Origin of the sequence: Xanthomonas arboricola pv. juglandis (assembly GCF_905367715.1) — a bacterium.
Taxonomy (GTDB): domain Bacteria; phylum Pseudomonadota; class Gammaproteobacteria; order Xanthomonadales; family Xanthomonadaceae; genus Xanthomonas; species Xanthomonas arboricola.
This window is the reverse complement of sequence record NZ_HG999362.1, coordinates 4791307-4811433: the sequence shown is the minus strand read 5'-3', so window position 1 is coordinate 4811433 and position 20127 is coordinate 4791307. Positions and strand designations below refer to the sequence as shown.

General features: G+C 67.5%; 17 protein-coding genes. 8 read left to right on the top strand and 9 right to left on the bottom strand.

Annotation, left to right across the window (positions count from 1 at the left end; all coding sequences use genetic code 11):
• Position 1: 1 nt before the first annotated feature.
• From KHN93_RS20740 to KHN93_RS21635, 3 genes are all read right to left on the bottom strand, one after another.
• The gene (locus KHN93_RS20740; protein ID WP_211921289.1) at positions 2 to 1990 is read right to left on the bottom strand and encodes a sialate O-acetylesterase; all 1989 of its coding nucleotides are present in this window, start codon (positions 1988 to 1990) and stop codon (positions 2 to 4) included.
• Positions 1987 to 4182 (bottom strand): alpha-glucuronidase family glycosyl hydrolase, encoded by a 2196-nt coding sequence (locus tag KHN93_RS20735; protein WP_212579695.1) that lies wholly within the window; start codon positions 4180 to 4182, stop codon positions 1987 to 1989. Before KHN93_RS20735 ends, KHN93_RS20740 begins: the two co-directional genes overlap by 4 nt.
• Positions 4183 to 4300: 118 nt before the next feature.
• Positions 4301 to 4465 carry a hypothetical protein gene (locus KHN93_RS21635; RefSeq protein ID WP_016903660.1) on the bottom strand — a complete coding sequence of 55 codons (165 nt, stop codon included), beginning with the start codon at positions 4463 to 4465 and terminating at the stop codon, positions 4301 to 4303.
• Here KHN93_RS21635 and KHN93_RS20730 point away from each other — a divergent pair.
• The gene (locus KHN93_RS20730) at positions 4416 to 5432 is read left to right on the top strand and encodes a LacI family DNA-binding transcriptional regulator (RefSeq protein ID WP_228960737.1); all 1017 of its coding nucleotides are present in this window, start codon (positions 4416 to 4418) and stop codon (positions 5430 to 5432) included. The two genes, KHN93_RS21635 and KHN93_RS20730, sit on opposite strands and share 50 nt — an antisense overlap.
• A 69-nt stretch (positions 5433 to 5501) precedes the next feature.
• Here the strand turns inward: KHN93_RS20730 and xylA are convergent, their stop codons facing one another.
• Complete coding sequence (xylA, locus tag KHN93_RS20725; protein WP_046342382.1) at positions 5502 to 6839, bottom strand: xylose isomerase; 1338 nt, start codon at positions 6837 to 6839, stop codon at positions 5502 to 5504.
• A gap of 481 nt (positions 6840 to 7320) precedes the next feature.
• Between xylA and ttcA the strand changes: the two genes are divergently transcribed.
• The 3 genes from ttcA to KHN93_RS20710 all read left to right on the top strand — a co-directional run bounded on the left by ttcA (position 7321) and on the right by KHN93_RS20710 (position 11019).
• Complete coding sequence (gene ttcA, locus KHN93_RS20720) at positions 7321 to 8241, top strand: tRNA 2-thiocytidine(32) synthetase TtcA (protein ID WP_211921288.1); 921 nt, start codon at positions 7321 to 7323, stop codon at positions 8239 to 8241.
• 66 nt (positions 8242 to 8307) lie between these two features.
• Complete coding sequence (locus tag KHN93_RS20715) at positions 8308 to 9213, top strand: recombination-associated protein RdgC (RefSeq protein WP_007974628.1); 906 nt, start codon at positions 8308 to 8310, stop codon at positions 9211 to 9213.
• A 1020-nt stretch (positions 9214 to 10233) separates the two neighbouring features.
• A complete protein-coding gene (locus tag KHN93_RS20710) occupies positions 10234 to 11019 on the top strand; it encodes a YgjP family zinc-dependent metalloprotease (RefSeq protein ID WP_211921286.1) in 786 nt (261 codons plus the stop codon).
• Positions 11020 to 11158: 139 nt separating this feature from the next.
• On the opposite strand, the gene KHN93_RS20705 is transcribed toward KHN93_RS20710, so the two are convergent.
• Positions 11159 to 12025, bottom strand: a complete 867-nt coding sequence (locus tag KHN93_RS20705) for an alpha/beta fold hydrolase (RefSeq protein ID WP_212579694.1) — start codon at positions 12023 to 12025, stop codon at positions 11159 to 11161.
• Positions 12026 to 12027: 2 nt separating this feature from the next.
• The gene (gene hemH / locus KHN93_RS20700) at positions 12028 to 12993 is read right to left on the bottom strand and encodes a ferrochelatase (RefSeq protein ID WP_039521260.1); all 966 of its coding nucleotides are present in this window, start codon (positions 12991 to 12993) and stop codon (positions 12028 to 12030) included.
• A 151-nt stretch (positions 12994 to 13144) separates the two neighbouring features.
• On the opposite strand from hemH, the gene KHN93_RS20695 reads away from it, so the two are divergent.
• From KHN93_RS20695 to tatC, 4 genes are all read left to right on the top strand, one after another.
• Positions 13145 to 14047, top strand: coding sequence for a lipid-binding SYLF domain-containing protein (locus KHN93_RS20695; protein ID WP_181105714.1), 903 nt, complete (start codon positions 13145 to 13147; stop codon positions 14045 to 14047).
• A gap of 73 nt (positions 14048 to 14120) precedes the next feature.
• Positions 14121 to 14348 carry a Sec-independent protein translocase subunit TatA gene (gene tatA, locus KHN93_RS20690; protein ID WP_016904256.1) on the top strand — a complete coding sequence of 76 codons (228 nt, stop codon included), beginning with the start codon at positions 14121 to 14123 and terminating at the stop codon, positions 14346 to 14348.
• 15 nt (positions 14349 to 14363) lie between these two features.
• Entirely contained in the window at positions 14364 to 15002 is a 639-nt protein-coding gene (tatB, locus tag KHN93_RS20685; protein WP_211921284.1) for a Sec-independent protein translocase protein TatB, read from the top strand.
• A complete protein-coding gene (gene tatC / locus KHN93_RS20680) occupies positions 14999 to 15736 on the top strand; it encodes a twin-arginine translocase subunit TatC (RefSeq protein ID WP_016904254.1) in 738 nt (245 codons plus the stop codon). Before tatB ends, tatC begins: the two co-directional genes overlap by 4 nt.
• Positions 15737 to 16003: 267 nt before the next feature.
• Here the strand turns inward: tatC and KHN93_RS20675 are convergent, their stop codons facing one another.
• The 3 genes from KHN93_RS20675 to KHN93_RS20665 all read right to left on the bottom strand — a co-directional run bounded on the left by KHN93_RS20675 (position 16004) and on the right by KHN93_RS20665 (position 20067).
• The gene (locus KHN93_RS20675; RefSeq protein ID WP_016904253.1) at positions 16004 to 16903 is read right to left on the bottom strand and encodes a BPSS1780 family membrane protein; all 900 of its coding nucleotides are present in this window, start codon (positions 16901 to 16903) and stop codon (positions 16004 to 16006) included.
• A gap of 45 nt (positions 16904 to 16948) precedes the next feature.
• A complete protein-coding gene (locus tag KHN93_RS20670) occupies positions 16949 to 17713 on the bottom strand; it encodes a glutamine amidotransferase (protein WP_016904252.1) in 765 nt (254 codons plus the stop codon).
• Positions 17714 to 18252: 539 nt separating this feature from the next.
• Positions 18253 to 20067, bottom strand: a complete 1815-nt coding sequence (locus tag KHN93_RS20665) for a GspE/PulE family protein (RefSeq protein WP_016904251.1) — start codon at positions 20065 to 20067, stop codon at positions 18253 to 18255.
• Positions 20068 to 20127: the final 60 nt, after the last annotated feature.

The window sequence follows — 20127 nt, the reverse complement described above, 5'->3', positions numbered from 1 at the left end:
CTCAGGGAGAAGTGGCGGCAGTGAGGGGGAGTTCGAACGGGCCGGCCGGCAGGCCGCTGCGGTCGTACAAGGTGCATACCGGGCTGTCGGCCCAGCAGTAGCGCACGCGCGTGACGGCCAGGCCGGAGGGAACACGCAGGCTGATGGCGTGGTCGTGCAAGCTGGCAACGGCATAGCGGCAGCTGTTGGACGCGGCGCCGCACAGCTCGAAGCCGATTGGCGCATCGGCGCCATAGCTGAGCAAGGCGGTGTCCACATCGTCGAAGGCGATGCGCACGCTGTCGCCTTCGCCTTCGCCTTCGCCTTCGCCTTCGCGTTGCGCGCTGCGCGGCACCGGACCGGAGGGCGCAAGCGCCTCGCCGTACACCACTTGCCGCGCCACACGCGCCAGGCGCCGTCCCAGTTCCTGCTTGTTGGCCGGATGGATGTCGTAGCGGTCGCCGATGTCGATCGTCACCGCCAGGCCCGCATGCGCATCGTTGGCGACGAAGCGGCGTTGCGCCTCGCGCAGCTGCGCCCAGCCGCTGTCGACCGGCTGGGTGGGCGGCGCGCCATAGTTGGCCAGCTGCACGATCAGCAGTGGCAACTGCGCACCGAAGCGCTGCCGCCAATCGCGTTGCCATGCAGCGAGCAAGGCTGGGTAATGCACCGCATCACCGGCATTGGATTCGCCCTGGTACCACAGCACCCCACGCAGGCCGAGCTGGCCGAGCGGGGCGATCATGCCGTTGTACAAGGTGGTCAGCCCGGCCGCCGACGACCACGGCGCGCGCGGTGGCGAGCCCAGTTGCGGCGGCACGATGCGGTACTGCCAGGGCGCATCCAGTGGCAGCGTGCTGCCATCGGCGAACTGCAGCGCACGCGATTGCGCATCGCCCAGCAGCCCACCGCGCCGATAGGTGTTGAGCACATTGAGCACGATGCTGTTGCGCCCGGCATGCAGGCGCCCGCGCGGCACGCTGTAGCGACGCGGCTGGTCGGCGCCGTAACTGCTGCCCACACCGCGCCCGTTGACCCAGGTCTGGTCCAGCTCGTCCACCGGCCCGAGCAACAAGCTGGCGTCCTGCGCGGCCTGCGCCGGCGTCAGCTCCACGCTGGTGCGGTACCAGACCATGCCGTTGAAGCCGACCAGCTGCGGCACGCCCCAGTCGTCCCACGCGCCCAATGCCGCCGGTGCGGTTTGCCAGGCGCCGGGCGCATCCGCCTGCCAGGGCTCGCCTTCGCCGTGCGCATGCCACCAGGCCTCCCACAGCGCGCCCCAATGCGGCGCGGCATCCACCGGGTCGCGTGCGTAACGCGCCAGCACATCCAGCGCCGGGCCATCGTCGCCGGCAGCGCGCAGTGCCTTCTCGCCGATCCAGGCCTGCAGTTGCGAGCCGCCCCAGGAGGCGTTGATCAGGCCCATCGGCACATTGACGGTCTTCTGCAACTCACGCGCGAAGTAATAGCAGGCCGCAGAAAACTCCTTCACCGTCTCCGGCGTGGTGCGCTGCCACGCCGCAGCGCCACCGAAGCGGCGCTGCGGCGTCGGGCTGGACTGCGCCGGCACCTTGAACATGCGGATGCGCGGGTTGTCGGCATCGGCAATCTCGCTGCGTGAATCCAGGGTGCGATGCACCTGCAATTCCATATTGGATTGGCCTGAGCACAGCCACACATCGCCGATCAGCACGTCGTTGACCTGCTGCGTCACGCCCGTGTTGGTGCGTGCGCTCAAGGTGTACGGGCCGCCCGCGGCGTGCGCGGGCAGGCGTGCTTCCCAGCGGCCTTGTCGATCTGCGCGTGCCTGCACCTGCTGCGCATCCAGTTGTACGCTCACGCGCGCACCAGGGGGTGCATCGCCCCACACGCGGATCGGCGCATCGCGCTGCAACACCACATGCTCCTGAAACAGCGCATGCAGCAGCGGCGCGTCGGCCGCCTGCGCCAGGCGCGGCAGCAGCGCTGCGCAGAGCGTTGCCATGATGACCGTCGAGAGGCGCGCGCTCATTTCGGATTCCCCGGTGCATAAGGAAACTTCAAAGCCTGGTAATAGGCCAACGGATGCGCCGGCGGCGCCGTGCCGGCTGGCAACGGCCGCCCGGACACGCGTTGGAAGTAGGCGATGCTGGCATCGCGCCACCACTGCGCTTCGTCCTGCTGGATCGCCAGGAAGCTGGCCACCTGCTGGTAACGCGGTGGATCGATCCTGCCGGCGAGGTTTTGCCAAGTGGTTCGCATTGCACGCACCTCGTCCACGCCATGGTCGTAATGCCATACCAGCTCGTCCCACAGCGGCCGCCCGGAGGCCATGCGGTGCTCCCAGGACACATGGTGGAACCACAGCAGGTAATGCTCCGGCACGCGCTGCACATCGCCGAACACGCGCGCCACCGGCTTGGCGTATTGCGCCACCGCATTGCTGCCGCTGGTACTGCGATTGAAACCGATGCCGTCGCGATCGGCGCGGTGGTAGTAGACCGGGTCCCAGTCCGGGCGCTCGCTGCCCGCATCCCAGGGGGCCGGGCCGTAGTGATGGCCGCGCCCCATGAGGTGATGCAGGCCGAGCGGGGTCATGTAGTCCACCACTGCCTCGCGCGAGCGCAGCATCATGTCGACCACGGGCGTCACCACGTCAGCATCGTTGGAGAAGGTCATGCGTGCCCACTCCTGCGCGATCACCTGCGGTGAAAATTGCGGGTTCCACGCCAGCCGCCCGTACGCATACCAGTTGGCCTGATCGAAGATCGAGCCGCTCCAGTTGCGGTCCGCACCGATGTTGGCCACCCCGGCAATGCCGGTCAGGCGCGTGCGTCTGGCATCGTTGAAGAGCGTGCCATCCACGGTTCTGGCAACGGTCGAGCCCTTGCCGCGCGCATAGGTGTCTGCCTGCAGGGTTTCGGCGAACAGCGTGCCCAGATAGGCCAGATGGGTGGAAAAGCCCAGATACTCCTTGGTGATCTGGAACTCCGGCATCAACGGCGTCTTGTGCATCGCACCGAACAGCGGATGGAACGGCTCGCGCGGCTGGAAGTCGATCGCCCCGTTCTTGACCTGCACGATCACGTTGTCGCGGAACTGGCCATCCAGCGGTAGGAACTCGCTGTACGCCTGCTTGGCGCGATCGTCCGGCTGCTCATGCGAATAGACGAACGCGCGCCACATCACCACCCCGCCGTGCGGCGCCAGCGCGTCGGCCAGCAGATTGGCGCCATCGGCATGGCTGCGCCCGTAGTCCTGCGGGCCGGGCTGGCCTTCGGAGTTGGCCTTGACCAGAAAACCGCCGAAGTCCGGAATGCGTGCGTAGATCTGGTCGGCGGTGTCGCGCCACCACTGGCGTACCTGTGGATCCAGCGGGTCGGCGGTCGTCAAACCGCCGATCTCGATCGGCGCGCTGAAGCGCGCGCTGAGAAACACGCGAATGCCGTAAGGGCGAAACACCTTTGCCAGTGCTGCCGCCTTGTCCAGATACTGCGGCGTCAGGCTCCACGCCTTGGCGTTGACGTTGTTGAGCACGCTGCCGTTGATGCCCAGCGATGCATTGGCGCGCGCGTAGTCGGTGTAGCGCGGATCCAGGTAACCCGGCAGGGTTTGCCAGTTCCATAACGAGGCGCCGGCGTAGCCGCGTTCGACCACCCCGTCCAGGTTGTCCCAATGGTTGAGCATGCGCAGCTGCAGTCGCGGCGACTCGCGCAGGTCCAGCGCGGCCAGCGACTGGCCGGTCTGCAGCAGGCGCAGGAAGTGGAATGCCCCATACAGCGCGCCGACATCGCTGCCGCCGACGATGGCGATGGTGCGATGCCCGTCCACGCTGACACTGCGGATCAGATAGCCCTCGCGGCCCAGGCCGGTGGTCTGCAGCTGCAACGCCGCGATCTGCGGCGCGGCGGACGCGCCCAGCAAGATCGCCCCATCGCGCGTGACATTGGCGGACGACTGCGGCGGAGCACCAAGCAGGCCCGACAGTCCGCGCTGCAATTCCTCACGTGCAGCCTGCAACGTCGGCGAGTCACCGGCGACGATCAGTTCGCTTGCGCTGCCACGCAACTGCGCCGCGTTGGCCAGCGGGTGGTAGCGCAACCATAAATCGTAGCCATCCTCGGCCCGCGCGCCGGCACTGGCCAGCATCAATCCGCACAGCAACGTCAGCGCCAGCCACCACGGCTGCGCCAACGCAGCGCAATACGCGCCGCAGCGCCGCATTACACGCGCGCTCATGCGGCATGCTCCAGCGACATCACCGCACGCCGCGGTGTATCGCCGCTCTGCCTGCTTCCCGGTACCATGCGTCGCATCGTCATGCACGCAGTCGGCGCTTGCGTTACTGCAGCGGGTTGTGTGCATCGTGCAGGTTCGCCACCCACTTGAAGAGGCCACGCTTGGAGAAGGTCAGGAAATCGGTCCGCCGCACCAGCCGCGCGACCACCATCGACGAGGTGGCGGCGCTGGCGAAGGTCTCGCCGATGACGGTCTCGCGCGTGGTCAACAACAACGGCAGCGTGCGCGATGCCACCCGTGCACGCGTGCTGCGCGCGGTCGACAAGCTGGGCTACACGCCCAACCTGGCGGCCAGTGCCCTGGCCGCCGCGCAGAGCACGCGCATTGCGTTGATCTACAGCGATCCCAGCGGCGCCTACCTGCGTGAGTTGCTGCTGGGCGTGTTGCGGGTTGCCTCGCGCACGCCGATCCAGCTGGTGATCGATTGCTGGGACGACCTGGATGCCGACGCCGAACGCCGTGCCGCACGCAAGCTCGCCAAGGGCGTGGCCGGCGTGATCCTGCCGCCGCCGCTGTGCGAATCCAAGGCCGCGGTACTGGAACTGGTGCGCGCCAAGGTGCCTGTGGTGGCGATCGCCTCCAACCATTTCAGCCCGGATGTGGCCTGTGTGCGCATCGACGAATTCGCCGCCGCCAAGGAAATCACCGAGCATCTGATCGCGCAGGGCCACACGCGTATCGGTTACATCGCCGGGCATCCCAACCTGTCTGCCAGCACGCGTCGCTTCGAGGGGTTCCAGGCCGCGTTGGCCGATGCGGGCCTGCGGCTGGACCGGCATCTGGTGCAACCGGGCGACTACACCTACAAATCCGGCCTGGTCGCTGCGGAAAAACTGCTGGCGCGCAAACGCCGCCCCAGCGCCATCTTCGCCAGCAACGACGACATGGCCGCCGCCGCGATCTCGGTCGCGCATCGGCGCGGGCTGGATGTGCCGCGCGATCTGTCGGTGGTCGGCTTCGACGACACCTCCGCTGCCACTGCGGTATGGCCCGAACTCACCACCGTGCAGCAGCCCATCGCCGCCATGGCCGACGCTGCGCTGGATATCCTGTTGAAGACGATTCGCGCCAAGGAGCGCACGGCGAAGATGGTCGATCATGTGGTCGCGCACCTGCTGGTCAAGCGGGATTCGGTGGCCGCACCGGCGGCGCCGGATGCAACGGAACAGCCATGACGCTGCACGCGGTTCTGCGCGCAGGCCGCCGGCGGTCGCCTGCACGTGCAGGCGACCATCGGCACAACATCAACGCGTCAGATACTGGTTGATCAGGTTCTCGTAGGCTTCCTGACGGCCGCTGAGCTGCTTGGGTTCGTTGCCGGCGGCGTACTTGGCCAGATCCACCAGCGTGCTGCTGCCGTTGGCGAAGTCCGCGCCCGCGCCGCTGTCGAAGCTGGCGTAACGCTCGGCGCGCCACTGCTCCAGCGGCGAGGAGGTCAGCAGCGCATTGGCCACTTCCAGCCCGCGTGCGAACGCGTCCATGCCGCCGATATGCGCCAGGAACAGATCCTGCGGGTCGGACGACTCGCGGCGCACCTTGGCGTCGAAGTTCAAGCCGCCCGGTGCCAGCCCGCCCTGGCGCAGCACCACCAGCATCGCGCCGACGGTGTCGTACAGGTCGGTCGGGAACTGGTCGGTATCCCAGCCGTTCTGCGGGTTGCCGCGGTTGGCATCGATGCTGCCCAGCAGGCCGGCATCGGATGCCACCTGCAGGTCGTGCTCGAAGCTGTGGCCGGACAGCGTGGCGTGGTTGGCTTCGATGTTGAGCTTGAAGTCCTGATCCAGGCCGTGCTGGCGCAGGAAGCCGATCACCGTGGCGCTGTCGAAGTCGTACTGGTGCTTCATCGGCTCCATCGGCTTGGGCTCGATCAGGAAGTTGCCGGTGAAGCCGATCGCGCGGCCGTAGTCGCGTGCCAGGGTCAAAAAGCGCGCCATGTTGTCCTGCTCGCGCTTCATCTGGGTGTTGTGCAGGCAGGCATAGCCTTCGCGGCCGCCCCAGAACACGTAGTTCTCGCCGCCCAATTCCACGGTGGCATCGATCGCGGCCTTGACCTGCACCGCCGCACGCGCGACGACATTGAAATCAGGATTGGTCGACGCACCATTCATGTAACGCGGGTGCGAGAACAGGTTGGCGGTGCCCCACAACAGCTTGATGCCGGTATCGGCCTGGCGCTGCTTGGCAATGCCGACCATGTGCTTGAGGTTGCTCTGGTACTCGCCGATGTCGTCGGCATCGGGCGACAGGTCGATGTCGTGGAAGCAGTAGTACGGCACGCCGAGCTTGGTGAAGAACTCGAACGCGGCATCGGCCTTGGCTTCGGCACGATTCAACGCGGTGTTGCCGATATCCCACGGGTACGCGCGCGTGCCCGGGCCGAACGGATCGGCGCCGTTGCCGCAGAAGCTGTGCCAGTAGGCCACGGCAAAGCGCAGATGCTCGGCCATGGTCTTGTCGCCGACCTGCTTGTTGGCGTCGTAGACCTTGAACGCCAGCGGGTTGTCCGAGTCGCGGCCTTCGAAGCCGATCTTGCCGATACCGGGAAAATATTCCTTGGCGCCGATGTAAACGGTGTTGCTCATGGGGTGGAACTCCTGCAGAGAGGCGAGGGGAGAAGGGAAAGGTGTCGAACGCGAATGACCAGCCACGCAGCGCAGCGATCGCGCATGCAGGCCGTCACCGCCGCCACCGGCGCGCACTCTCAATCAGCGTCGGTGACGGACGCCGGCGCAGGGCCTGACCCGCGCCGCGCAGAATGTTAGCGCTACCACAATCGCGACCGAAAAAAGCCGCGCGATGGAGCGAAGCTGAAGATGCCATGCCGATCCCGAGTGAAGCGGTCTGCCCGACTTTACCCAGCCCGGCGCCGAAAGGCTTGCTGCGCTGCGAGATGTGCGCTGCCCCAAACACCTGCGGCACACCGTTAGCCGTGATCGGCTCGCCAGCGCCCCGGCACCGCCAAACCAGCGCCGGACACCCCGCCCGCAAGCGGCTGACCGCCCGTTCAGCCGCGCACGCCCGGCGCCGGCCCGCCGCGCGCCGGGCAGCTACAATGGCCGGCTTATGACCGCTGTCCTGCCGCTGCCGCAACCCCTGGCCGACCCCGCGCCGCGCGACCCGCGCCAGCGGTTGCAGCGTGAGCAGCTGCGCCTGGGCAAACGCCTGCAGCGCCAGGTGGGCCAGGCGATTGCCGACTTCGGCATGATCGCCCCCGGCGACAAGATCATGGTCTGCCTGTCCGGCGGCAAGGACAGCTACACCTTGCTGGACATGCTGCTGCAGTTGCAGCGCAAGGCACCGGTGCCGTTCACCCTGGTGGCGGTCAATCTGGACCAGAAGCAGCCCGACTTCCCCGCGCAGGTGCTGCCCACTTACCTGCGCGGGCTGGATGTACCGTTCGACATCGTCGAGCAGGACACCTATTCGGTGGTCAGCCGGGTGATTCCGGCCGGCAAGACCATGTGTTCATTGTGCTCGCGGCTGCGGCGCGGCGCGCTGTATGCCTATGCGCAGGCGCATGGCGTGACCAAGATCGCGCTTGGCCACCATCGCGACGACATCGTGGCCACGTTCTTCATGAATCTGTTCCACCACGCCCGGCTCGCGGCGATGGCGCCCAAGCTGCGCAGCGACGACGGCGCGCATGTGGTGATCCGCCCGCTGGCCTACGTGCGCGAAGCCGATATCGCCGCCTACGCGCAGGCGCGCCAGTTCCCGATCATTCCGTGCAACCTGTGCGGTAGCCAACATAACCTGCAGCGCCAGCAGGTCGGGCGGATGCTGCAGCAGTGGGACCGCGAGCAGCCCGGGCGGGTCGAGCAGATCGCCCGCGCGCTGGGCGATGTGCGGCCCGAGCAACTGGCCGACCGCACCCTGTTCGATTTCCTGGCGCTGGGCCGCACTGGCGATGCAGCACCGCCCGTTCCCGATCCCGATTCCAGCGCCTGGCTCGCCGCCGGCGCCAGCGCACACGACAGCGACTGACGCGGCCATCGCGGCGCCGGCAGTCTTTCCACCCTCCCCGTTTCTTCCTCCTCTTCGGTCCGACGCATGTTCTTTCGTAATCTCACTTTGTTCCGTTTCCCGACCACGCTGGATTTCTCCGAGATCGACACGCTGCTGCCGCAAGTGCAGCTCAAGCCGGTCGGCCCGCTGGAAATGAGCTCGCGCGGTTTCATCTCCCCGTTCGGCCGCGACGAGCAGGAAGTGCTCTCGCACCGTCTGGAAGATTTCCTCTGGCTCACCGTCGGTGGCGAGGACAAGATCCTGCCCGGCGCGGTGGTCAACGACCTGCTCGAGCGCAAGGTCGCCGAGATCGAAGAGAAGGAAGGCCGTCGCCCCGGCGGCAAGGCGCGCAAGCGCCTGAAGGACGACCTGATCCATGAGCTGTTGCCGCGCGCCTTCGTCAAGAGCTCGCGCACCGATGCCATCCTGGACCTGCAGCACGGCTACATCGCGGTCAACAGCTCCAGCCGCAAGAGCGGCGAGAACGTGATGAGCGAGATCCGCGGCGCGCTCGGCAGCTTCCCGGCATTGCCGTTGAATGCCGAAGTCGCACCGCGCGCCATCCTCACCGGCTGGATCGCCGGCGAACCCTTGCCCGAAGGCCTGAGCCTGGGCGAAGAGTGCGAGATGAAGGACCCGATCGAAGGCGGCGCGGTGGTCAAGTGCCAGCACCAGGAACTGCGCGGCGACGAGATCGACAAGCACCTGGAAGCCGGCAAACAGGTCACCAAGCTGGCGCTGGTGCTGGACGACAATCTGTCGTTCGTGCTCGGCGACGATCTGGTGATCCGCAAGCTCAAGTTCCTCGATGGCGCACTGGACCAGCTAGAACACAGCGAAGACGACGGCGCACGCGCCGAACTCGACGCCCGCTTCGCGCTGATGAGCGCCGAAATCCGGCGCCTGTTCCTGCTGCTGGAAACCGCGTTGAAGCTGAGCAAGGCCGAGTAAGCGCAACGGTCGAACGGTGGCGTCGTGTCGTCGCGATCGATGCTCGAGTCAAACGCCCGGTGAGTCGAGTGCGCAGTGCCCTCACCGCTCGCGGGCCACGCCGTGCATCCGTTCGTGGAGTCTCCTTGGCGGCATCCATGCCGCCAAGGGTCCCGCAACCGGTAAGGACTCCGCACCAGTCAGTTGGTCGGCTGCTTTCTTGAAAGCGTGTTGTCCGGCTGAGCTGCGTCAGGCATTGAAAAGTTTGCAGGTTGCGTGCTGAAAGCCTGTCCGCTGCTCGGCTTGAGGGAAAGCTGATCGCATGCACAACGATCCGAACAACACGCGTCTTACCTGCTTGCAAACATGCACACCGACCATCTCCGATGGTCCTTGCCCGCCTACCGTCGCGTAAGAGCCTACAAGGACGTACTTGCGGCGTGTCCCGCGATGGTGGGCGGGCAGGGGCCCTGCAACCAAGTCGCAGATCAACAATCAAAGCCAGGTGAGTCGAGAGCGCGGTGCCCTCACCGCTCGCGGGACACGCCGTGAACCCGTCCCTGGGGGCTCGGTGGCGGCATCCATGCCGCCACACGGTCCCGCAATCGGTGAGGGCACCGCACCAGAAAGTTTGCTGGCTGTTTTGTTAAAAGCCATGCGTACCGAGCATCTCGATTGGTCCTTGCCCGCCTACCGTCGCGGGACCTTACGCGGCACGGATGCCGCGTAAGAGCCTACAAGGACGTACTTGCGGCGTGTCCCGCGATGGTGGGCGGGCAAGGACCTTGCAGCCAAGTCGCCGATCCGCCGCTCTGCAGCTTTTTCATTCGCGCTATCCAGTACGACGCCCCAAGCACAGAGACTCGGCCGTGCTGGGCGGGCAAGGGCCCTGCAACCAGGCCGCAGATCTAGCGACGTCGGCTGCGCCCACCTGGCGATGGGCAGCGTCGTTTGCCAGTCGCTCAAAGAAGTCTTGCCAACATCGAATGCATCAATCGCTTCGTCTCACCACCTGACACATCGCAGCGCTATCCTGTGCCCATGTTCAAGCCCGTCCGCCGCCTTATCGCGCCCGCCCCGCAGGTTGTCGAACGCGATTGCCTGCGCCTGCAGCTGGACGGGCGCGAGATTGCGGTGCTGCGCGTGCGCGACCCGCGTGCGCGGCGCATCAAGCTCAGTGTGGACGAACGCGGCGCGCGGCTGACCTTGCCACTGCGCGCAAGCCTGGTGGCCGGCGAACGCTTTCTGCAGGCGCATCTGGACTGGCTGAGCACGCAGTTGTCGCGTTATCAGCAGGTCGATGCGTTTCCGGCGCTGGAGCGTGGCGTGCCGGGGCTGCTGCCGTTACGCGGTGCCTTGTTGCCGCTGAGCTGGCACGACGGGCGCTACGCACGCATCGAGGTCACCGATGATGGCGCACAGTTCCATGTGCCGACTCGCCTGGGCGATGCAGGTTTGCGCCGCACGCTGAAGGAATTCTACGAAGCGCAGGCGCGCGCCGATGTTGGCCGCTGGTTGCCGAGCTATCTACCCGGCCTGCCGCGCGCCCCGGCGCGGGTGCGGCTGAAGGTGATGTCCTCGCAGTGGGGCTCGCTGGCACCGGATGGCTCGATGGCGCTGGATCTGGCGCTGGTGCTCGGCCGCCCGCCCGCGTTCGAATACGTGCTGGTGCACGAGCTCTGCCACCTGCTGCAGGCCAACCACTCGCCGGCGTTCTGGGCCGAGGTGGAACAACGCTTCCCCGCCTGGCGCGACGAGCGCAGCTATTTCCACGAGCACGGCCGCCAGCTCAAGGCGCAACTGCGGCGGTTGTTGCAGGTGGAGTGAGGCGGGTCGTTGCGATGCAGTTGGCATCGCTGGCGCTACCTGCCGGTGCTGCCGGCACTGAGATCTGCTGTCGCATGCAAGGCAAGCACGAACGTCAACGCCGTGGCATCGCGCAGGACGCATGCACGCATTCCACGCATCACGCGTGCGGCGGCGGCAACGACGCCAGGAATCCGTTGATCACCGCCGCCACCGCGTCCGGTGCTTCCATGTGCACATGGTGGGTGCCGGGCAACAACTGCAGGCGTGCATCGCGCATCAGCGCCACCCGGTGATCGCGCAATGCATCTGGGAAGTACACCTGCGCCGGCGTGGCGAAGATGGCCTGGGTCGGGCAGGCGATGGAGGCCAGCAATACGTCGATCTGCGCTTCGGTCATGCGGATGGCGGTGGGCAAGGTCAGGCGCGGGTCGCTGCACCAGCTATAGCCGCCTTCGACCGCGCAGACCCCGCGCTCCACCAGCAGCCGCGCGGCCGGTTCGGCGAGCTGGTTGGCCATCATGCGTGCACGCACCGGCATCTCCATCGACGGAAACACCCGCAACGGCCGCTGCGCCAGCGTGCGTGCCGACGCCACCGCATCGCGCAGGCGGGTGGCGGTGCTCTCGACCGGCTCGGCCAGCGCGCCCAAGGCCTCGATCGCGATCAGTGCCTCGACGCGTTCCGGCGCCGCAGCGGCCAGCAGGCTGGCGACGCCGCCGCCCAGCGAGTGGCCGAGCACGCTGAAGCGCTCCCAGCCCAGATCATCGGCCACCTGCAGCAGAATCGCGATCGCGCTGCTGAGCGTGTATTCGGCGCCGGTCGGCAACCACGCGCTATGGCCGTGGCCGGGCAGATCCAGCAACACCAGATCCAGGTCCTGCGCGTGCAGATGCGCGCTCAGCGGCAGGAAGCTGGCGGCATTGTCGAGCCAGCCATGCAGCGCCAGCACCCGGCGCGGGCCACGTTCGGTATTGCGCAGCCCGGTGACCCGGCCGATCGCCAGGTCGCACGCAAACGGCTCCAACCTCACGCGCGTCGCGCCACTGCGGCCAGTGCCTGAGCGTGTGCCGGGCTGGCGTTGAGGCAGGGGATATAGCTGAGCGTGGCGCCGCGTTCGGCCAGCGTTTCGGCAAAGCCCAGCGCCACTTCTTCCAGGGTTTCCAGGCAGTCGGTGGCAAAACCCGGGCAGACCAGGTCGAAGCTGCGCACGCCGCCTTCGGCCAGTTTCCACAAGGTCGGCTCAGCGTACGGCTGCAGCCAGCGTTCCGAACCGAAGCGCGACTGGTAGCCCATCTGCCATTCGTCCGCGCCCAGGCCGAGCGCGGTCACGATGGCCTGCGCGCTGCGCTCGCATTGCTGCGGATACGGGTCGCCGGCATTGGCCACGCGCTGCGGCAGGCCGTGGAAGGAGAACATCAGCTTCTCGCTGCGCCCATGCGCCTGCCAGTGCGCGCGGATCGAATCGGCGATCGCCGCGACCCAGCCGGCGTCTTCGCAATAGTCCTGGATCACCTCCACCGCGATCTCCGGCGCGCTCGGGCGCCAGGCATCGATCACGTCCTGGATCGAGGCGGTGGTGGTGGTGGAATACTGCGGATACAGCGGCAGCACCACGATGCGCCTGATGCCGCGCGCGCGCAGGCCATCCAGCGTCTTGCGCAGCGCCGGGGCGCCATAGCGCATGGCCCACTCCACGTGCCAGTCCGGCATCACCTCTTTCAGGCCCTCGGCCAGGCGGCGCGTGTACACCGCCAGCGGCGAGCCGTCCGGCAGCCAGACCTTGGCGTATTTCTCGGCCGACTTGGGCCCGCGGATCGGCAGGATCACCCCGTACAGCAGCGGCTTCCAGAACAGCGGCGGGATCGCGACCACGCGGCGGTCGCTGAGGAACTCGGCCAGGTAACGGCGCACGGCCGGGGCGGTGGGCGACTCGGGGGTGCCGAGATTGACAACCAGCAGGGCGGTATCGGGGGTGGTGTTCATGCGCACCATTCTGGCAGAGCGCAGCATTGCTGCCGAGGACAGCGCATCGATCGCCGCCATTGACCGCCTCTGCCCCCGGTTGCGCTCACCACCGATTCATTGCGCCACCACTAACGTCGCGCCATTGCTATCTTTGACGGATTGTCCTCTGGAGCTTGTCATGCCTCGTCTGTCGCGCCTGGCCCTGTTGTTGTCGCTGACCTTCGCCGCCGGCCATGCCGTCGCCGGCCCGGAAGAGGACCAGCGCGCGCGTAACGCGGTGCGCGTGCTCAACGAGATCATGAAGATCCCCGAGCAGGCGATCCCGGACAAGCTGCTCGACGAGGCGCGCGCCATCGTGGTCATCCCCGACACGCTCAAGGCCGGGCTGGTGATCGGCGGCCGGCGCGGGCATGGCCTGATGTCGATGAAGAATGCCGACGGCAGCTGGTCGCAGCCGGTGTTCGTCAAGCTCACCGGCGGCAGCATCGGCTTCCAGGCCGGCGTGCAGTCTTCCGACGTGGTGCTGGTGTTCCGCAACGACCGCAGCCTGGACAACATCGTCAACGGCAAGTTCACCCTCGGTGCCGATGCCGGCGTGGCCGCCGGCCCGGTCGGCCGCAATGCCGCCGCCGCCACCGACGGCCAGCTCAAGGCCGAAATCTGGTCGTGGTCGCGCGCCCGTGGCCTGTTCGCCGGCGTGGCGCTGGACGGTGCGGTGCTGCAGATCGACGATGCCGCCGACCTCAACGCCTACGGTGGCGGCGCCACCCCGCGCATGATCTTTGAAGGCCGCACCAACGAGCGTGCCTCCACCGACGTGATCGCCTTCCGCGACCGCCTGGAAGAGGCGACCTACACCGCACGCGCCAATCGCGGTACCGATGGCAGCGCCGACGACGGGGCCAGCGCGCCGCGTCCGGCAACGCCGCCGCCGCCACAGGCGACCACCACGCCGCCGCCAGCGGTGAACGAGGCCAGCACCGTGCCGATGCAGCCCAGCACGACGCCACCGCCGCAGCAGGGCTTCCAGCCGGTGTCCGATGGCGAAATCCGTACCGAATCGCTGGACGGCAACCGCTGACAGGCTGTCATCCCCCTGCGCGGTGCGCTGGGGTATCCTGCGTCTTCCTTCTTCTTCAGCAAGCGAGCAGATCATGGGCGGTTTCAGCATTTGGCACTGGCTGATCGTGCTGGTGATCGTGTTGCTGGTGTTCGGTACCAAGCGGCTCACCAGCGGTGCCAAGGATCTCGGTAGCGCGGTCAAGGAATTCAAGAAAGGCATGCACGACGACGATAAGCCGGCCGGCAAGCTCGGGGACGACACCCGCACGGCCGAGCAGGCACGTGAGGCGCAGGCCGAGCGCGATCGCGACGCGCGTTGATCCGGAGCGGCGTCGGTGTTTGACATAGGTGTTGGCGAACTGACGCTGATTGCGATCGTCGCCCTGGTGGTGCTCGGTCCCGAGCGCCTGCCCAAGGCGGCCCGGTTTGCCGGACTGTGGGTGCGCCGCGCGCGCATGCAGTGGGATTCGGTCAAGCAGGAACTGGAGCGCGAGCTGGAAGCCGAAGAGCTCAAGCGCAGCCTGCAGGATGTGCAGGCCTCACTGCGCGAAGCCGAAGACCAGCTGCGCAACAAGCAGCAGCATCTGGAGCAGGGCGCCCGCGCGCTGCACGACGAGGTGGGGCGCGATATCGATATCCGCAGCGCGGCCACACCAGTGGCGACACCGCTGGAGCTGGCGCACGCGGATCTGTCTGCCGAGGCAACTGCCACGTCGGCAGCGGGCACTGCGGATGCGGCCGACCGTGAGGCCGCACCGGCCATTGCCCAGGCCCAGCCGATTGCGCCGGCGCCCCATCAAACCTTGGTACCGGCCCCGCACGACACCGTGGTGCCGGCGCCGCATGCCGCGCATCTCAGCAGCACCAGCGCGCAGGCGCAGACGCCGGCCACCACCACGCCGCTGGAGCCGAGCACGCTGAAAGCGCCGAGCGAGCCGACCGAGCTACGCAAGATCCAGGAGAAACAGCCGTGAGCCTGTTCGACGACGCACAGGCCGAAAGCAGTCTGATCGAGCATCTGGTCGAACTGCGCGCGCGCCTGGTGCGCGCCCTGATCGGCCTGGGCGTGGTGCTGCTGGCGTTGCTGCCGTTCTCGCGGGCGATCTATTCGTGGCTGGCCGCGCCGCTGATTTCGCAGCTGCCGCTGGGACAGACGATGATCGCGATGAACCCGGCCGGCGCGTTCTTCGCACCGCTCAAGCTGACCTTCTTCGTGGCGGTGTTCGTCAGCGTGCCGTGGCTGTTGTACCAGGCCTGGGCCTTCGTGGCGCCGGGCCTGTACCAGCGCGAAAAGAAACTCGCATTCCCGTTGCTGGCTTCGGCGGTGGCGCTGTTCTACATCGGCTGCGCGTTTGCGTACTTCCTGGTGTTGCCGGCGGTGTTCCACTTTTTGACCACGTTCAAGCCGGACGTGATCGCCATTACGCCGGACGCCAATTCCTACCTGGATTTCGTGCTGGCGATCTTCTTCGCCTTCGGTGCGAGCTTTGAGCTACCGGTGGCACTGGTGATCCTGGTACTCCTGGGCTGGGTCAGCCCCAAGCAGCTGAGCGAAGGCCGCGGCTATGCCATCGTCGGCATCTTCATCCTGGCCGCGGTGCTCACCCCGCCGGACGTGGTCTCGCAGCTGATGCTGGCCATCCCGATGTGCCTGCTCTACGAGCTGGGCATCATCGCCTCGCGCGCAGTGGGGCCGAAGCCCGCCTAGCGCACTCGCCGCGGTGAGGCGCGCCGACATGCAGGCGCGCAATCCGGCATCACCCGAACGCAATCACCCCCGTAGGAGCGCACCCGGGCGCGACCGGGCTTTCCCGAGGAAGGCTTCGTCGCGCCCAGGTGCGCTCCTACGGGTTGGGATGGTCAGGCGGCGAACACGTTGGCGCGAGCGAGGGCGTTCCCGGGGGACGCTTCGTCGCGCCCGGGTGCGCTCCTACGGATCAGGGTGTCGTTGTCAGCACATCCCGGATCAAGGCGATCAGGCGGCGAACACATCCGGGCGCGACGGTGCCGTGGGCTGCGCGGTTGCGCCTGCGTGGGTGAACATCTGCTTCCAGGCGGCGTACACCGAGCCGGCGAATACCGGCATCAATACCGCCATCAGCAGCAGCTGGGCCAGCCACATCGCCACGGTCTGCCCGGCCACCAGGCCGACGATCAGCGCCACGATCATCACCGCGAAATAGATCGCAAAGATGGCGATGAAGGCCAGCACGAAGAACACCAGCATCGCCGGCAGGTTGTGCAGGCTGGCGCGCAGGCTCTCGCGCAGTGCATGGCCGCCGGTGCTGCGGTCGAACATCACCTGCGGCGGCATCACGAACAGCGCCAGCGTCATCGCCGCGAAGGTGGCGATGGTCAGCAGCAGCCACAGCAGGATGCGCCCGGCCGGCAGGCTGGCGGCCAGCTGCTCGATCTGCACCGGGTCCGGCTGCGCGCCGGACTGGCTGATCTGGTTGATCTTGATCATCACCTCGGACAACTGCTGCAGCCCGCTGGCGCCGATCATCACCAGCAGCAGCACGCCCAGCAGCAGGCCGGCGATCAGCTGCGGCAGCAGCGACACCAGCAGATGCGGCGCGCGGCCGTCCTGCAGGCCGTGCAGCAGATGCGACGGCTTGGCGATGCGGCCTTCGTCGACCTCGCGGATCGCCCACAACAGGCCGCCCATGAACAGCGGGCCGGCCAGCACCAGCAGGAACTGCAGGGCCGGGCCCAGCAGCGGCACCAGCACCGACAGCGACACCACCAGGGTGGCCGCCACGCTCCAGATCACCCCCAGCGAGCCAAGCGCCAGTGGCGCCCGCTTCAACAGCGAGAAACCGGTCAACAGCCATTCTGCGCCGGCAGACGCCGGCACCTTGCGGATTTCGCTCATTCCCATTCCGGATCGATACGCACCGGACCATCCGGCGTGGCGCGATTATCGCTGCTTTTGCGTGTGTGCGGCGGGATGAGTGGTCACTGTTTGCAGGCCGCGTGCGTGATGCACGAACCGGCGCAGCAGCTTGCGGGCGATGGGCGCGGCGGTGACCTCGCGGGCGACCGTGCGGGCGCAGTGCCCGTGGCGGGCAATGCACTCGGCGCGCGCCTGCACATAGCCGCGCATGTGGTGGGTGGCGAACTCGGGGTGGAACTGCACGCCCCAGGTGGCCTGCCCCCAGCGGAAGGCATGGCAACGGTCCTGCCGCGAATGCGCCAGCACGATGGCCCCGTCCGGGGCGCGCACCACGGTTTGCATGTGGGTGGCGTGCGCCGGGAAATGTGCCGGCAGGCCGGCAAACAACGGGTCCTGCTCGGCTGGCGGGTGCAATTCCAGCGCGATGGTGCCGGACTCGCGCCCGGCCGGGTTGTAATCGACTTCGCCGCCCAGCGCGTGCGCCAGCAGCTGGTGCCCGTAGCAGATGCCGAGCAGCGGCATGCCCTGGTGGGCGGCATCGCGCAGCCAGGCGGCACTGCGTTCGCTCCAGTCGGCGCGGTCGGTGACGTAGGCGGCCGAGCCGCTGACGATGGTGCCGGCAAAGCCGTCGCGGTCGGGCAGGCGGCCGCCGTTGGCGACATCGACGGCGACGGTCTCATGCTCGGCCAGCCCGGCCGCGACGCGGATCCAGTGCCGAAAACGGCCGTATCGCTTCATCTCCGGCACGGGATGCCCGGTTTCGATGATCAGGAACGGCAAGGCGGACATGCGGACGGAAATCCAGCAGCGACTGATGTGCCCGATTGTAGGCAGCTCCAGGCGGTTTTTTTCAAGTGGCGTGCCAACGCATGCAGCTAAGGTTATTCCGGATGGCTATGTGCTGATGGCTGGGGGGCGGGGAGCTGGCTACTTGCGCTGTGTGGATGTAAGAGCAGTGATGGCTGAGATGGCTTGTGCCACGTCGGTTGCCGACTCGGTTGCCGCGGTGATCGTGCGCCGCTGATCTGGTTGTACTCGGCCGTGCCGTGTACCTGGTCAATGGTGAGGCCTGGCCCCTGCCAATGGCGGCATGTGCGTGCCGACGTACCCTCATCCGCCCTTCGGGCAGCTTCTCCCGGTGGGAGAAGGGAGCAAACGGTGGGAGAACGGAGCGAGCCCTTCTCCCGCCGGGGCGAGAGGGCACGGCTTGCGCGCCACTGGCGCGCGTGCCTTGGAGCGCCCGCGTCGCAAACGTGGGCCGGGCGCGGAGCGGGGGGTGAGGTGAGGGTCGCCTGTGCCGATAACCGTGCAAGTCCCAGGCGATCCGCCTAGTCCCGCGGCGGCAACACCGACAACACCTCTTCCACCGTGGTCAGCCCGGCGGCGACCTTCTCCAGGCCGGTGCGCCGCAGCGTGCGCAGGCCCTCGCCACGCGCGGCGTGGCTGAAGCTGGCCAGGTCGGTGTCGGCGCGGATCAGGCTACGCAAACGCGGGCTCACCGGCAGCAACTCGTACAGGCCGACACGGCCCAGGTACCCGGTGCGGCGGCATTCCAGGCAGCCGACCGGCGCGTGCACGTTCAGCACCTCCGGCAGCGCTTCGCCCGGCTCGCGGATCGCCGCCCACTCATCGTCGCTGAGCGTATGCGGGCGCTTGCAGTGCACGCACAGGGTGCGCACCAGCCGCTGCGCCAGCACGCCGTTGAGCGTGGACGCCACCAGGTAATGCGGCACGCCCAGATCCAGCAGGCGGGTGATCGCCGAGGCGGCGTCGTTGGTGTGCAGCGTCGACAGCACCAGATGCCCGGTCAGCGAAGCCTGCACCGCCATCTGCGCGGTCTCCAGGTCGCGGATCTCGCCGATCATGATGATGTCCGGGTCCTGGCGCAGCAGCGTGCGCACGCCGCTGGCGAAATCCAGGTCGATGTTCTGCTGTACCTGCATCTGGTTGAACTCGGGCGCGATCATTTCGATCGGGTCCTCCACGCTGCATACGTTCACGTCCGGCGTGGCCAGACGCTTGAGCGTGGAATACAGCGTGGTGGTCTTGCCCGAGCCGGTCGGGCCGGTGACCAGCACGATGCCGTGCGGGCGCTCGACCAGCGCGCTCCAGCCGGCGGCCTCTTCCGGGCTGAAGCCGAGCTGCTCGATGCTCTTGAACGCCGAATCCGGGTCGAAGATGCGCATCACGCACTTCTCGCCGAACGCGGTGGGCATCGTGGACAGGCGCATTTCCACCTCGCGCCCACCCGGCGACCGGGTCTTGATGCGGCCGTCCTGCGGGCGGCGGCGTTCGGCCAGGTCCATGCGCCCGAGCACCTTGATGCGGCTGACCACCGCGGTCATCACCGACGGCGGCACTTCCAGCACCTTGTGCAGCACCCCGTCGATGCGGAAGCGCATGCGCCCGGCCTCGCGACGCGGCTCCAGATGGATGTCGCTGGCCCGCTGTTCGTAGGCGTACTGCAGCAGCCAGTCGACGATATGCACGATGTGGTGGTCGTCGGCATTGACGTCGCCGGCGCGGCCCAATTCCACCAGCTGCTCGAAACTGGGCAGGCCGGCACCCGGTTCGGCGCTGCGCACATCGCCGCGCGCGCCGCGCACCGACTGGGTCACGCCGAAGAACTCCATCGTGTAGCGATGCAGGTCCAGCGGGTTGATCAGTGCCAGTTCGATGCGACGCCGGCTCAGATGCTGCACGTCGGCCAGCCATTCCAGCGCCAGCGGCTCGCTGGTGGCGATCAGCACGCGCTCGGCATCCAGCGCCAGCGGCAGGATGCGGTGGCGGCGCGCATACGCATGCGAGACCACACCGGTGACCGCGGCCACATCGATGCGGGTGGGATCGATGCGCAGATAGCGCAGGCCGGTGCGGGTGGCCAGCCATTCGGTCAGCCGTTCCAGCCCGAGTTCGCCGGCCGGCGGCTGCGCGGCATGCAGTTTGAGATTGGCCAGCAGCACCAGCGGATGCACCTCGCTGGCATTGCGCACGCCGGCGGCGGAGAACTGCACGCGCTCGTGTTCGTGCGGCACCACCATGCCATCGGCGAGCAACGCGGCGGCCACCGGGTCGAACATCAACCGGCCGCGCGGCAGGATCGCCGCTGCGCTGTCTGGATCGGCCGTACGCCGCTGTTCCATGTTCGATGTTCCCCTGCGGCGGTGCTCCGCGGCAAAGCGCTGCGGGTCGGCCGGTATACT